The organism is Streptomyces sp. NPDC051738 (genome assembly GCF_044453205.1).
Classification (GTDB): Bacteria; Actinomycetota; Actinomycetes; order Streptomycetales; family Streptomycetaceae; genus Streptomyces.
In genome coordinates this window covers 15,852-30,144 of the sequence record NZ_JBITCM010000027.1, presented here as the reverse complement: position 1 = coordinate 30,144, position 14,293 = coordinate 15,852, and the positions used below count along the sequence as shown (strand labels likewise).

Here is a 14,293-nt window from a genome sequence, read left to right as displayed (position 1 = left end):
CCGGGAACTATCGGGCGCCGCTTCGCGCGCGCAGTGGACGTACGACGAACCGGCCTACCAGCGGCCACACCAGGACCAGCGCGATCACCGCGTAGACCGTGTACGACACCGGCCCGCCCAGCAGCCCCGACAGTTCGCCGCCGGACAGCTGGAGGGAGCGCCGGCCCTGGAGCTCCGCGCGCGGGCCCAGGATCACGCCGACGATCAGCGGCAGGACCGGGAGCCCGAAGCGGCGCATGGCGAAGCCGAGGAGGCCCAGGGTGAGCAGGATGAACAGGTCCAGGGGCTGGGCGTTGACGGCGTAGGCGCCCATCGTGGCGAAGAAGAGGATGCCCGCGTAGAGGTAGGGGCGCGGGATCTGGAGCAGCTTCGCCCATACCGGGGCCAGCGGGAGGTTCAGGAGCAGGAGCAGCAGGTTGCCGATGAAGAGGCTCGCGATCAGGACCCAGACCAGGCTCGCCTCGCGCTCGAAGAGCAGCGGTCCGGGCTGGATGCCGTACGACTGGAAGGCCGCCAGCATCACCGCCGCCGTGGCGTTGGTCGGCAGGCCGATCGCCAGCATCGGGACGAGGGTGCCCGCCGCCGACGCGTTGTTCGCGGCCTCCGGTCCCGCCACGCCCTCGATCGCGCCCTTGCCGAACTCCTCGGGGTGCTTGGTCAGCCGCTTCTCGGTGGCGTACGACAGGAAGGTCGGGATCTCCGCGCCGCCGGCCGGCAGTGCGCCGAAGGGGAAGCCGTACGCCGTCCCGCGCAGCCAGGGCTTCCAGGAGCGCTTCCAGTCCTTCTTGCCCATCCACGGGCGCCCGACCGGGATCACCTCGGCCGGTTTGCGGCGCAGATGCGCGGCCACCCACAGCGCCTCGCCGACCGCGAAGATGCCGACCGCGACCACGACGACGTCGATGCCGTCGGCCAACTGCGGTATGCCCAGGGTCAGTCGCTGCTGGCCGGACACCGTGTCGATGCCGACCAGGCCGATCGTCAGGCCCAGGAGCAGGGATATGAAGCCACGGATGCGGGACGAGCCCAGCACCGACGTCACCGCTATGAACGACAGCAGCATCAGCGCGAAGTAGTCCGGGGCGCCCAGGCTGACCGCGAAGTCGACGACGAACGGGGTGATCAGGACCAGCAGCAGGGTGCCGATGGTGCCCGCCACGAAGGAGCCGATCGCCGCCGTGGCCAGGGCCTGGGCCGCGCGGCCCGCCTTCGCCATCTTGTTGCCCTCGATGGCGGTGACCACGGACGAGGACTCGCCGGGGGTGTTGAGGAGGATCGAGGTCGTCGAGCCGCCGTACATGCCGCCGTAGAAGATGCCGGCGAACATGATGAACGCCTGCACCGGCTCCATGCCGTAGGTGACGGGCAGGAGCAGGGCCACCGTCATCGCCGGGCCGATGCCCGGCAGGACGCCCACCGCGGTGCCGATGACCACGCCGACCAGGGCGAGCAGCAGGTTGAGCGGGTCCATGACATCCGCGAAGCCCTGCATGAGGTTGTTCAGGTTGTCCATCAGGGCCTCACAGGATTCCTTGCAGGACGCCGGCGGGGAGGTTCACGCCGAGTCCGATCGCGAACGCGTAGAACGTCGTGAGGGAGAGCGTCGCGGCGATGAGCAGATTGCGGATGTAGTGGCGGTTGCCCAGGGCGAACGCCGTGCCCCAGAAGAGCAGGCCGCCGCTGATCACCCAGCCGAGCCGCTCGATGAGCAGCGCGTTCGCCAGGAACACCGCGATCAGCAGCACCACGGTGCGCCAGTCGCTGCCGGCCGACAGGTCGACGTCCTCGCCGGCCTCCGGCTCACCGTGGCCGCCCCGGGCCACGTCGACGGCGTACAGCACCGCGAGCAGGACGAGCAGGCCGCCCAGGATCAGCGGCACCGCGCGCGGGCCGACCGGGTCGGTGCCGCTGGTGATGTGCGGGATGCCGAGGGCGTCCACGATCACGGCGGTGCCCAGCAGGGCGAGGAACACGCACACGCCGTACTGCGCGCGGTCCCCGCCCTCCCGGGGCGGACGGGAGTCCTCCACGGTCCGGTCCTCTACCTGGGAGCTCATGCCAGCCCGAGCTCGGCCAGCAGGTCGGCGACCGCCTTGTCCTGCTCGGTCAGGTAGGTGGCGAACTCGTCGCCGGTGGCGAAGGCGTCGACCCAGCCGTTCTTCTCCAGCTGCGCCTTCCACTCGTCGGAGTCGTGCATCGTGGTCATCGCGTCGATCCAGGTCTGCTTCTGCTCGTCGGTGATGCCCGGAGGGGCCACGATGCCGCGCCAGTTGGTGAAGACCAGGTCGATGCCGGAGTCCTTGAGGGTGGGGGCGTCCTTGAGCGCGTCGACCGGCTTCTCGCTGCTGACCGCGAGGACCCGCACCTGGCCCGCCTCGACCTGGTCGAGGAACTCGCCGAAGCCGCTCGCCCCGAACGCGATCTTGCCGCCGAGGATGGCCGGAAGCAGCTCACCGCCACCGTCGTAGGAGACGTAGTTGACGTCCTTCGGCTTGATGCCGACGGCCTTCGCCAGCTGCATCGGCAGGAGGTGGTCGGGGCCGCCCGCCGTCGAGCCGCCGCCCACGGCGAACTTCTTGGGGTCCTTCTTCCACGCGGTGACGAGGTCGTCCATCGTCTTGTACGGGGAGCTCTTCGGCACGACGATCGCGCCGGCCTCCTCGATCAGCTTGGCGATCGGCGTGGTGTCGGTCAGCGTCGCCTTGGACTTGGAGGTGTACGAGGCTCCGACGACACCGAGGCCCATCTGCATGGCCATCTTGCCGTTGCCCTTCTCGTTCACCAGCCGCTGCAGACCGACCGTGCCGCTGGCGCCGGGCAGGTTGAACACCTGGACACCGGAGGCGACCTTGGTGTCCTGCATGACCTGGGTGACGGTGCGGGCGGTGAGGTCGTACCCGCTGCCCGGGGTGTTGGGGACCATGAGGCGCAGGCCGGTCACGGGCTTCCCGTCCCCGCCCCCGCTCCCGGAGTCCTTGTCGGCGGTGGCGCCACAGGCGCTGATCGCGACCATGGACACGGCGGCAAGAGCTCCGACAAGTGCGGCTCGTCGACTTCTCATGGCTCATCTCTTTCGCTCGGCTCGATCCGGCGCCATGATTGTGCGATTCCTGAGACACCCCGTCTCGGTTCTGTGACCATTGAAGGTTGAGTTCATAGTGGTCATAACGGCACGACAACAGAGGCGTCAGACGCTCGCAGGTGAGCTGCTGGTTTGGCAGCTCGCCATTGTCGTGATCGTGCTCGCCGCCGTGGCCGCGGTCTCGCTCGCCCAGTCGAAGTCGACGTTCGACCGGGTCGAGGGACGCCGGGTGACCGCGCTCGCCGAGGAGATGGCCGGCAACCCCCTGGTGCGCACCCAGCTGGTCCGGCCCGCCCCCGCCGAGATGCTCGCGCCACTGCTCCAGTCCACGCTGACCAGGTCGGGCGTCACCTCCGCCGCGGTCGCCGGCCCCGACGGCGAGATCGTCGCCTCGACCAACCCCACCCTCGTCGGCAGCCGGATGCCGTCCGGCGGCCCGCAGGTCGTGGACGGCCGCGGCTGGTCCGGGGAACTGCCGGTGAACGGCGTCACCGAGCTGGTGGCGCAGGCGCCGGTGCTCGGGGCGGAGGGCGAGGACGCCGGGGACCATCTCGGCACGGTGATGATCGGGCGGGCCTCGCCGTCGGTGTGGCAGCGGCTGGTGGGCGCCTCGTCCTATCTGCTGGTCTACCTCGGCGTCGCCAGCGTCCTCGGGGTGGCCGGTTCCTGGCTGCTGGCCCGGCGGATCAAACGGCAGACCTTCGGCATGGAGCCGCGCGAGATCGCCGGGCTCGCGGAACACCGGGAGGCGATGCTCTTCGGGATCGCCGAGGGCGTCGTGGCCCTCGACCCGCACCAGCGGCTGACGCTGGTGAACGCGGTCGGCCGGGGACTGCTGGACCTGCCCGAGAACTGCGTCGGGATGAGCCTCGCCGATCTGGGGATCGAGGGGCGGCTGTACGACGTCCTGGCCGGGACCGCGCCCGAGAGCGAACCCGGCGAGGAACTCGCGCGACGGGACGAGGTCGTCGTACGCCGCGGCCGTGTCCTGGTCATGAACCGGATGGACGTCACCAAGGACGGCCGCCGCCTCGGGTCGGTGACGACCCTGCGCGACCGCACCGAACTCGCCCAATTGGAACGGGAGTTGGGCTCCTTCCGCAGCACCACCGAGCTGCTGCGCGCCCAGGCCCACGAGTTCTCCAACCAGCTGCACACCATCTCCGGGCTCATCCAGATCGGCGAGCACGACGAGGTCGTACGGTACGTCCGCGCCCTGCGCAAACACCGCGAGTCGCTCGACCTGCACCTCACCAGCCGGGTCCGCGACCGGGCCGTCGCCGCGCTGCTCATGGCCAAGTCGGCGCTCGCCGCCGAACGCAAGGTGCGGCTGAAGATCTCCGAGCGCACGGCGCTGGACCGGCTGGAGCCGACGGACTCCGCCGATGTGGCGACCGTCCTGGGCAACCTCGTGGACAATGCGGTCGACGCGGCCGCGAGCGGGTCCAGGACGGGGGACGGCGACCCGGACGCGTGGGTGGAGGTCGAGCTGCGCCAGGACGCCTCCAGCGTGGAGATCGTCGTACGGGACTCGGGGCCGGGGGTGGCGCCCGAGCTGGCGCAGGAGGTGTTCTCTCACGGGTTCACCACCAAGGCCGCGCAGGGCGGCGACCGGGGGATCGGCCTGGCACTGACCCGGCTGGTGTGCAAACGGCGGGGCGGTGAGGTGTCGGTGGCCAACACGCGGGCGGGGGCCATGTTCACTGCCCGGATGTCGGTGGGCCGTCCGGCCGACCGAGCGACGGAGGGGGTCCGATGATCGATGTCCTGGTCGTGGAGGACGACTTCATGGTGGCGCGGATCCACCGCGGATTCGTCAACGACGTCGCCGGGTTCCGGGTGATCGGCACGGCGAACTGCGGCGAGCAGGCGCTCACCGCCGTCGCCGAGCTCCAGCCCGACCTGGTACTGCTCGACCTCTACCTGCCCGACATGTTCGGCCTGGAGATCATCCCCCGGCTCCGCAGCGCCGGCCACGACTGCGACGTCATGGTGATCAGCGCGGCACGCGAGTCGGACGCGGTCCGGGGTGCCGTACGCCAGGGCGTAGTCGACTACCTGCTCAAGCCCTTCGACGCCGGGGACCTCAGGGCGCGCCTCGAGCAGTACGCGGCCCGGCGCAGCAACCTGTACGCGGCGGTGGTCAGCGGGCAGTCCGACGTGGACCGGGCGCTGGCCCGCGGCGCGGCGCCGGTCACCACGGCGGCCACCCTCCCCAAGGGCATGAGCGTCGAGACCGCCGAGCTGATCGAGCGCGAGCTGCGCGCGACCGACGGCAGCCTGTCCGCCGCCGAGTGCGCGGGCCGGCTCGGGGTGTCCCGGGTCAGCGCCCGACGCTATCTGGAGCACTTCAGCGTCACGGGCCAGGCGGAGGTGTCACTCCGGTACGGGCAGGCGGGGCGGCCGGAGCGGCGGTACAGCTGGGTGGACGTCTAGGCCCTGTCGACAGGTCCTGTCCCAGGCCCTGCCCTAGGGCTTCTCCCACGCCTGGCCGCGTCCCTGGTCGACCGGGCCGGTCAGCTCCACGATGTCGTCGGACGCGATGTCGTGCAGTCTGATCGCCAGGTCCTCCAGGGCGCGGCTGGCGGCGAGTTCGTCGCCGATCTCGGGGATGGGGCGGTCGATCGGATTGCGGTGGGCCACGCCTCGCCCGGTGACGGCCGAGCTGCCCGCAGACGCGTTCTGAGTGGTCAGTACGGCCTCGGCGCGGGTGTCGTCGCCGTCCTCGGTGATGTGGATCCGGACGGTCCAGTTCTTGTCTTCCATCGAGATCACTTCCGTATCACTTCCGTACGGGGTCGGGAACCCTACTGATGAGCGTGCGCCTGTTCCCGTGCCGGGGGCAACGCGAGTCGACGGGCCGGGGGCCGCGCCGGACGATGGAAGGAGAGCCGGAAGGAGGCATGACATGACTGACGTCCTGACACGGCCGGCAGCTCGTACGGAGTTCGATCTCGGGAAGAACCGCAAGGGAAACCACCCCTGGGAGATACGGGTCGTCAAGCACCCGGAGCGCTCGGAGTCCTCGCACTTCAGGGCCGCGAAGAAGACCGCCAAGAAGATCCTCGCGGAGCTGGAGGCCGAGGAGGCCGAGCTGCCCTACGGGCCGGGCCCCTGGGAAATGCACCACGGCGGCAGCCTCTGGGTGAAGGCGGACAGCGGCTGGCGGATGTACCGGGCCCGGGTCGGCATCGAGTGGAGTGCGCAGTTCTGCGCCGACCCCGCGAAGGTCGACCGGCTGCGGCGTGAGGCCGCAGAACTGATCGAGGCGTTTCCGCTCACGCTGCCGGCCCTGGACGACCTCGGCTACAAGCGGGCCCGCGACCTCCTGGACACACCCGTCACGGACGCCGACGGCGTCGAGGCCTGGACCGACTCCCTGTTCAACTCGTGCGTGCCGCTCAGCGCCCCCCATCACTCGGGCGTCCTGCCCAAGGCGGCCGGCGAGCACCACTATCCCTGGCCCATCAAGTCCGCGGACTACTTCCGGTTCGACGACTTCGAGCTGTGGGTGACCCTCCCCGACGGCACCAACGCCGGCGTCACCCCGGTCGGCCGGCGCGGCTCCGGCGACGGACACGTCCGCATCGTCCACGCCCGGCACGGCACCGCGGCCGGGGACGCCGTCGCGGAGGCGCAGCGGCGCCACATGATGGCCGTCGTGCCGCCGGAGAGCCCGATCGCGCTGGCGGCGTTCGAGCAGCAGATAGCGCGGGGCGCGAAGACCGCGTCCGGGCCCCTGCGCACCCGTCGGCGGGGTTCGCCGAACGGCGCACGCCGCCGCACCCCGAGCTGACTCGGGGGCGCCCTCCTCCCCGGGAAGCAGCCCCGCACGCAACCGCTCCTCCCACGGAGGCATGACAAGTGCCTCCGTGGGCACGATGTGCCGAAAGGTTGCGGAGAGAAGGCTGGACGCAACGGACAGAGGTACGAGGAGGGCGCCATGAACCGCCAGACCCACGTTCGCGTTCGTGTCACCCGCCGGCCGGCCGCTCCCCGCGACACCAGGGGCGAGATCGACCGGCGCACGCCCTCGGGGCGGATCCTGCCGTACTGACCTGCGGTACTGGTGGCGTACGGCTCAGTCGACCATGTCGGTGTCCGCGTCCCCGGTCGTGTCCCGGGCCGTGTTCATGGCCGTGTCCAGCTCCAGCGGCTCGATCCTGCCCTCCAGCATGGTGCCGAGGCCCTGCACGGCGCACACGTCGGGCCGCTCGGCGATGTGCACGGGCATCCCGGTGGCCTGCCGCAGCATCTGGTCGAAGCCGGGCAGCAGCGCACTGCCGCCGACCATCATGATCCCGCGGTCGGCGAGGTCGGCGACCAGATCGGGCGGGCAGTCGCGCAGCACCTTGCCGATGCTGTCGAGCACGGCGGTGAGCGGGGTCTGGATGGCGTCCCGTACGGCGGCGGTGTCGACCCGGACGCTGCGGGCCAGGCCGGTGCAGATGTCGCGGCCGTGGATCTCGGTGGAGGCCGGCCCGTGCGGCGTGATCCCGTTGCCGGAGAGCGCGAGCTGCAGCGGTCGTACGTTCTGGCTGGGCAGCATGAGTTCGTGCTCGTGCCGCAGGTGCTGCACGATCGCGTGGTCCACGGCCTCGCCGCCGACGCGGACGCGTTCGGCGGCGACGATGCTGCTCAGGGAGAGCACGGCGACCTCGGTCGCGGCCGCCCCGCACACCATGATCATGCTGGCCTCGGGCTGCTCCACGGGTAGTCCGCACCCCACGGCGGCCGCGATGAGGGTGTCGACGAGTTCGACGCGGCGAGCCCCGAGCCCGACGAGGGTTTCTATGGTGGCGCGCTGGGCCAGCGGGTCGGCGTCGTGCGGGGTGCAGGCCGCGGCGCGCAGGAACGGCTTGCGGCGCAGGGCACGGCGCATCTTGTCGCCGAGCAGGTGCCGCAGCATCCGCTGCGCCATCTCGATGTCGACGACGGTGCCGCCGGAGACGGGCCGTACGACGCGGATGTAGTCAGGGGTGCGGCCGGTCATCTTCTCCGCGAACTCGCCGACCGCGATGAGCGCGCCGGTGCGGGTGTTGACGGCGGCCGCGGAGGGCTGGTCGACGACGAGTCCGGCGCCCTTAACGAAGACGCGGGTCCTGGCCGCCCCCAGGTCGACGGCGAAGTGGCAGCGGCGCAGCTGCTCCAGCGTGGCGGTCATGGGGGTCCTCCCGATAACGCAGACCATGGGTCCGCCGGGTGGGTGGCGGGCCTCGCTTGAGGTGGTCGGGGTCGTGTGTGCGGGGTCGGCGGGTGACCGGCCTCCTTGGCATCGATCGTGCTCGTGGCCGGGAGGGGGCGCCTTTTGGAGGGGGCCGGGCGGGGTGCCGCTGAATGGGGGGTTCTGGTTCTGAAAGAGCGTCAGGCGGCGTGTCGGATCACCGGGGAGCGGGCGGCTTCGAGTAAAGGCCGGACGTGCGTGGCGCCGACTGGCGTCGTGCGGTTGCCGACGAGGTTCGTCATCCGTGTTCGACGACGTCGAGGATCGGGGCCAGTGACTGCAGCGTCGTCACGCACTCGGTCGCCTGGCGCAGCAGTGTCGCGTGCTGCTCGCTGTGGGCGTAGCCGATGGCCGGCAGGCCGATGGAGCGCGCGGCGGTCAGCTCGGCGACCGACGAGGCGATCAGAACGGCCTGCTCGGGCGCGGTGTGCAGGGCGGTCAGGGCCCGTTGGAGACAGTCGGGGTGAGGCATCAGGAGGGAGAGGTCGTCGGCGCGTCCGTGGACGCCGCCGCGCAGCTGCAGCGCGCGTGGCGCGAGCGCCTTCCGCACGACGTCGGGCGCGTTGTCCGCGACAACGGCCACGTCGCGGCCGGTGGTGCGGAGTATGACCGCCAGGGCGTCGGAGTGCGGGGTGGCTCGTGCCCCGGCGGCCGACTTCTGTTCGATACGGGCGAGTGCCCGACCCAGCTCAGGGCCCAGCCGGTGTGCCGCGAGCGCACGCAGCAGGTCGAGCGGATTGGGCCGTCCCTCCGGTGCCGCCGCCGGCCCGGCCGTCGTCAGAAGCGGTTCGCCGCTCAGGGCGTCGTCGGGATGACGCAGTTCGGTCAGGAGCCGGATGAGTTCGCCGGTGGCCCGGGACTCCCCGTCGGTCCCGCCGTACAGGCGGACCAGTGGGCCGTCGAAGCCCAGGAGGACGGCTCGGGCGTCGGTCAGGACCGTGCGCAGGAGGGAACCGCGGACAGGGGTTGGAGGGCGGAGAGCGGGCGAGGCGGACAGCGCTCTGCACCGCACCATGAGCCCTGGTACCGGCCACCCGCCCAGACCGTTGAGCGCGCGCTGTGCCTGAAACCCGGCGGAGGGCGAGAAGCGCCGGGTGATGCGGCCGCCTTCCTCGCGGAGGTGGTCGAGCAGGCGTTTCTCCACATCGTCGATATCGGCCTGGACGAGAGCCACGGGATCCTCCACCCGCCAGGACATCTCGAACATCAGGTCGAAGAGTTCGTCACCGGAGCTGGGGAGGGCCAGCGAGAACGGGGTCAGGCTTCTGTGGCGGTAGACCCTGTAGTACGTGACGGGGGAGCGGGAGCGCCTGCCGTGCGGCCAGGCATGGTCGAGCAGGGCCAGCGAGCCGTCGGGCATCGTGTGGACGATGGCGGCGCCGCCCGTGGGTGGGCGCAGGGCGTCGGGGTCGCGCGTGATGTACGGGCCGAGCACCGGGTAGCGCCGCTGCTCGGCTCCGGGCAGGGGTTCCGGTTCCGAGGCGGGGCGGGGGAGTTCCAGCGGCCAGTACCAGGCGATGGGCGGGCCCGCTTCCGGCTGCTCCCGGTACAGGGGTCGGAACAGCGCGAGGTCGACGAAGTCGGTGTCGCCGCTCGCGAGTTCCTGGTGGAGCACGGGGGAGAGGACGATCGTGACATCCGTCGTGTCGGCGTCGGAGCGCTCCAGCGCGTCCGCCAGGTCGGGCTGGGCGGCGTGCCAGAACGTCACCCGGATCTTCGGCGGCGGCTGCTCCGACTCCGCGAGGACGGCGGTCAGTTCGCGCGGCACGCTGTCCAGCAGCGGCAGGACGGAATCGCCGGGCTTGGCGGTCACGAGGTAGCCGCCCGTGAGCCCGGCCACTCCGTCGTAGACGCGCCCGGGCTCCAGCATCCGGGGGAGGGCGCGTCCCAGGGCGCGGTGCGGCGGGAGCGGTTCACGCGAGTCCGAGAACTCGATCTGGAATGTGCCGTCCGGCCAGGTGTGCCCGCGAGGGTCCGTGAACTCGATCAGGACCGTTGCGCGTTCCTGCCCGGCGGCGATCAGCTCCTGGTGCGGCTTCCGCAACGCCGCGTCGACCGGCTCGCCGTGCTGCCGCTGTGGACGCTCGGCGTGGGACTCGTACGACTCGATGGCTTCCGAGTCCCGGGCCTGACCCAGAAGCTCCAGCCTCAGGGCGCGCAGCCGGTCCCGGGTGGCCGTCGCGGCGGGACCGGGGAGGCCCTCCAGGGGGTCGCCGTGGAAGAGGTCCAGGGCGTCCTGGACCAGGGAGCGTTGGAGCTGCGGGTCCATGTCGTCGGTGCGGCCGGCGACGAGTTCCTCGCAGTGGTGTACGTCGATGTAGTCGCCCGGCAGGTGGAGGGCGTACCCGTCGGAGAGTTCCGCGAGGGTGCCGGGGCCGAGGCACTGCCTGATCTCCCTCGCCACCGCGTCGAGGCGGCGTAGCGCCTCCAGTCCCGACGGAGGCTCCTCCCACAGGCCCGCGGCCAGTTCGGCGCGGCCCACCCGGCGGCCCTGTTGGAGGGCGAGCATGCACAGCAGGGCCTGGGCGTCCGGGGAGGGGAGGGGGAGGAGACGGTTCTGGCGGCTGATGTTAAGCGGGCCGAGCAGGGCGATGCGCAGCCGGTCCGCGCCGATCCCGTCCTGCGCCCACCCGAGGGGGATCGTGCGCCGCAGCCTCCGCAGGAAGCGGACCGGGTCCGTGTCCGATGCCAGTTCCGCCTGCATCCGCTGGAACCCCGGACTGACCGGGCTGTGGGCGGCCAGGTCGCGCAGCAGCGTGCCGAACCGGAAGAGGTCCGACCACGCGTCGGGTCCCTCCGACTGCTTGCCCAGCGCGAACCTGCTGATCACCACCGAGCCGTCCGGCCGCAGCAGCAGACCGTCCCAGCCGTCCTGCCCGCGCACCAGACCGCGCTCGTGCAGGGCCTCCAGCGCGGGCAGGACATCCGTCGCGAGCCGGGCGAACACTCTGAAGGAGACCCCCGGCCCGCTGCCGTGCTGCAGTTCGGCCACGGTGACGCCGTCCACGAACTCGGCGACCAGATAAGGCCGTTCGTCGTGCACGCCGTGGTCCAGTACGCGCACCACGTTCGGATGCCGCAGCTCCGCCAGCGCCCGCGCCTCCCGCAGGAACCGCTCGTGCGGAGCCTCCTGAGGCGGGTAGAGGTGGACGACCACGGTCTGGTCGGTCCGTACGTCGACGGCCGCCCACATCCGCTCGCTCGGCCCCCGCTGCCCCAGCAGCCGATACCGCCCGCCGACCAGCTCCTCCGCCGGCTCGCCGCCCAGCCGCCGTACGGTCTCCGCACTGACCGTCGCGAACGCCGAACCCGTACCGGCCGTCGCGAACGCCGGCCCCGCACCCCCGTCGCCATCCGCTGCCCCCCGGCGCACCTCCGCCCGGAACTCACCCGCCGCGAGCCCCGCCCGCTCGTCGATCAACCCGCCCACCCGGGCCAGGAACTCCCGGGTCCGGGTCCGCGCCGTACGCGGCAGGGAACGCAGCAGCAACTCCCGTACGCCCGGCCGGAACTCGTACGACCCCGGCGGACCGGGAAGCGCCGTCAGCATGCCGCTGAGGATGATCTCGGCCAGGTGCTGGGGGCGGGGGCTGCGGTCCAGGGCGCGCTGGACCAGCCGCATCACCGGCAGGGACGGATTCGCCAGGGCGAGATGACCGGCGATGCGGAACGCCTCCGGGGACGCCGTCGCCCGGAAGCGCAGCACCAGCTCCTCGGCCGGCAACGAGGAGACGCCGGGGGCGGGTTCGGCGGGCGGGAGCGGCGCGGGGGCCAGCCAGGCCAGGGCACCGGGTGCGTGGCCGCCGCCCGGCGCGGCGATCAGGGCGGCCCAGTTGGCGAGCCAGGCGGGGGTCGGTTCCAGGACGGGGAGGGGGACGGCACCGCCGTGCGGGTTGTGGGGGTCATGCGGGTTGCGGGCGTCGTGTGCGCCGTACGCGAGGTGCGGGTCGTGTGCGTCGTACGGCGTGAAAGTGAGCGCGGCCGACGGTGCCGCCGAGGACGGGGCGGTGAGCAGGCCCGGGGCGGCGGGCAGGGCCGTGGTGTGCCAGAGGTGTTCGGGCAGCGGCTGGACCACGGCCAGCGGCATGCGCGACGCCCAGCGGCGCAGGGTGCGGTACCAGCGGTCGCCCGCCGGTCCTGGGCGCCATTGCGGGCCCATGCAGTCGCTGACGATCAGGGTGACCGTGCGGCCGTCGGCGAGCGCGGGAACCTGACGGGCGCGGCCGTCGGGGGTGGCCCGGTGCACGGTGACCGTGCGGAAGATGCCGGACTGTGCGAGCACGGTGTGCAGTTCGCGCACCAGCGGGCGCCAGACGGGCATCGTGGGGCCCGCGTCGTACACGAGGTTGAGGCGCAGCCAGCGGTCCGGGGCCGGGCGCAGCACCGGGAACCAGGCGTCCGGGTGCGCACCGAGCCGGGCGATCCGGTCGGCGGTGGCGTGCTCGTCGAGGAGGCGGGCGTGGGGTGCGGGGACCTTGCGCTTGAGGGGGCGCAGGGCGCGTTGCAGGGCGAGGGGGTGGGGGAGCATCGGGGGCGCGGGGGCGAGCAGCGGGGTGCCCCTGCCGCGACCGGGGCCGCCTGGCGCGTCGGGGTGCGGGGGCTCCGGGAGGTGGAGGGGGATTCGGGTGTCGGGGGGTGGGGGCGAGGGCTGGTGGCGGTGATCGGTGGGGTGCGGGGCGGTGTCGGGTGAGGGCGGTACGGCGGTGGGGGTGGTGCTTCGCCGGGCGTGCGCGGCAGGTGCGGCCTGACCGGAGGCCGCCGGCCCCTCCTGTCCCGCCTGCTCTTCCGGGCCCAACTGCCGGGCGAACCAGAGGAGTTCGGCAAGCTCGCGGGGCGTGGCGGCGCCCTCCGTCGACGGGTCCGCACCCGTGACGGAGCCCAGCACGACGGCCAGCCGCGCAACGGCGGATCCTTCGGGCGCCCCCGTCCTCCGCCCCTCAGAATCCATCGCCGTCAGCCGCCGAGCTCAGATACGGCATCAACCGCTCGGCCAGCTCCTCGCGGGAGTCGGCTTCGAGGCCGGCGATGCCCGTGAGGTAGATGGCGTTGAGGAGTTGGTCCGTGGCCAGTTCGCCGCTACCGGCGCGGGTCAGGAACTCGGTGATCAGGCTTGCCGCCCGTGCGTCGGGCTCGCCGAGGTGGGCGCGGACGATGTCCGTGAGCTGGGTGCGGTCGGGGCGGAGCAGACGCAGGCGGACGCAGCGGCGCAGGAAGGCGGGCGGGAACTCGCGCTCGCCGTTGCTGGTCAGCACGACGAACGGGAAGGCACGGCAACGGACCCGGCCGCGGACGACCGGCACCGGCGTGTCCGTTCCGTCGGCCAGGACCCGGGCCTCGCCGTCGGTGGAGTGGCGGGCCGCGCGGACCAGTTCGGGGATCTCGTACTGGCCCTCCTCCAGGATGTTCAGCAGGTCGTTCGGCAGGTCGAGGTCGCTCTTGTCGATCTCGTCGACGAGGAGGGCGCGCGGGCGGTCGTAGGGGAGGAGGGCCGTGCCCAGCGGGCCCAGCCGCAGATGGTCCTCGACGCCGTCCGGGGTGGGGGCGGGGCCGGGGCCGGGTTCCTTCCGGCCCGCGTACAGGCGGGACAGGGGGTCGTACTGGTAGAGGCCGTCGGCGAGGGTGCTGCGGCTGGTGATGTTCCAGCGCAGGACGGGGCCCAGGCACAGCTCGCGGGCCACGGCGTAGGCGAGGGACGACTTGCCCGTGCCGGGCGGGCCGGTGACCAGCAGCGGACGGCGCAGACACAGCGCGGCGTTGACCAGCTGCACGCTCTCCGGCGTCGGAACGTACGTCCGCGCCCGGTGCACGCGGTCCGGCGAGACCGCCGACTCGTCGTCGCCGTCGCCGGGCCGCGGCAGTGCGGGGCCGCCGTCGAACGCCCGCCAGGGCGGCGGGTCGGGCAGTTCGGCGATGCCGTCGTGCGGCTCGTCGGTGCCGGTGTAGACGGACCAGTTGGGCATGGTGCGCTCTCTCCGGTTGCTCTCCGA

10 protein-coding genes are annotated in these 14,293 nt (G+C 72.3%); 3 read left to right on the top strand and 7 right to left on the bottom strand.

Features of this window, described 5'->3' with window-relative positions; all coding sequences use genetic code 11:
• Positions 1-7: 7 nt before the first annotated feature.
• Genes ACIA8X_RS41230 through ACIA8X_RS41220 form a run of 3 tightly spaced genes read right to left on the bottom strand, consistent with a single transcriptional unit; the run spans position 8 to position 3,061 of the window.
• The gene (locus ACIA8X_RS41230; protein WP_393461147.1) at positions 8-1,513 is read right to left on the bottom strand and encodes a tripartite tricarboxylate transporter permease; all 1,506 of its coding nucleotides are present in this window, start codon (positions 1,511-1,513) and stop codon (positions 8-10) included.
• A 7-nt stretch (positions 1,514-1,520) separates the two neighbouring features.
• Complete coding sequence (locus ACIA8X_RS41225; protein WP_393461149.1) at positions 1,521-2,057, bottom strand: tripartite tricarboxylate transporter TctB family protein; 537 nt, start codon at positions 2,055-2,057, stop codon at positions 1,521-1,523.
• Positions 2,054-3,061 (bottom strand): Bug family tripartite tricarboxylate transporter substrate binding protein, encoded by a 1,008-nt coding sequence (locus tag ACIA8X_RS41220; protein WP_393461151.1) that lies wholly within the window; start codon positions 3,059-3,061, stop codon positions 2,054-2,056. The genes ACIA8X_RS41225 and ACIA8X_RS41220 overlap by 4 nt, the downstream gene beginning before the upstream one ends.
• Positions 3,062-3,158: 97 nt before the next feature.
• Here ACIA8X_RS41220 and ACIA8X_RS41215 point away from each other — a divergent pair, with 97 nt between their 5' ends.
• Together ACIA8X_RS41215 and ACIA8X_RS41210 are read left to right on the top strand one after the other, a co-directional pair.
• Entirely contained in the window at positions 3,159-4,841 is a 1,683-nt protein-coding gene (locus ACIA8X_RS41215; protein ID WP_393461153.1) for an ATP-binding protein, read from the top strand.
• Positions 4,838-5,518, top strand: coding sequence for a response regulator (locus ACIA8X_RS41210; protein ID WP_399460462.1), 681 nt, complete (start codon positions 4,838-4,840; stop codon positions 5,516-5,518). Before ACIA8X_RS41215 ends, ACIA8X_RS41210 begins: the two co-directional genes overlap by 4 nt.
• Before the next feature lie 33 nt (positions 5,519-5,551).
• On the opposite strand, the gene ACIA8X_RS41205 is transcribed toward ACIA8X_RS41210, so the two are convergent.
• On the bottom strand, positions 5,552-5,848 hold the full coding sequence (locus ACIA8X_RS41205; protein ID WP_393461157.1) for a DUF1876 domain-containing protein: 297 nt from the start codon (positions 5,846-5,848) through the stop codon (positions 5,552-5,554).
• A 142-nt stretch (positions 5,849-5,990) separates the two neighbouring features.
• Here ACIA8X_RS41205 and ACIA8X_RS41200 point away from each other — a divergent pair, with 142 nt between their 5' ends.
• Complete coding sequence (locus ACIA8X_RS41200) at positions 5,991-6,878, top strand: DUF6424 family protein (protein WP_393461159.1); 888 nt, start codon at positions 5,991-5,993, stop codon at positions 6,876-6,878.
• 285 nt (positions 6,879-7,163) lie between these two features.
• Here the strand turns inward: ACIA8X_RS41200 and ACIA8X_RS41195 are convergent, their stop codons facing one another.
• The 3 genes from ACIA8X_RS41195 to ACIA8X_RS41185 all read right to left on the bottom strand — a co-directional run bounded on the left by ACIA8X_RS41195 (position 7,164) and on the right by ACIA8X_RS41185 (position 14,266).
• A complete protein-coding gene (locus ACIA8X_RS41195; protein ID WP_393461161.1) occupies positions 7,164-8,246 on the bottom strand; it encodes a rod shape-determining protein in 1,083 nt (360 codons plus the stop codon).
• Positions 8,247-8,544: 298 nt separating this feature from the next.
• Entirely contained in the window at positions 8,545-13,191 is a 4,647-nt protein-coding gene (locus tag ACIA8X_RS41190; RefSeq protein WP_399460461.1) for an SAV_2336 N-terminal domain-related protein, read from the bottom strand.
• Positions 13,192-13,243: 52 nt separating this feature from the next.
• Positions 13,244-14,266: an AAA family ATPase gene (locus ACIA8X_RS41185; RefSeq protein ID WP_393461165.1), complete on the bottom strand. Its 1,023-nt coding sequence runs from the start codon at positions 14,264-14,266 to the stop codon at positions 13,244-13,246.
• Positions 14,267-14,293 lie beyond the last annotated feature (27 nt).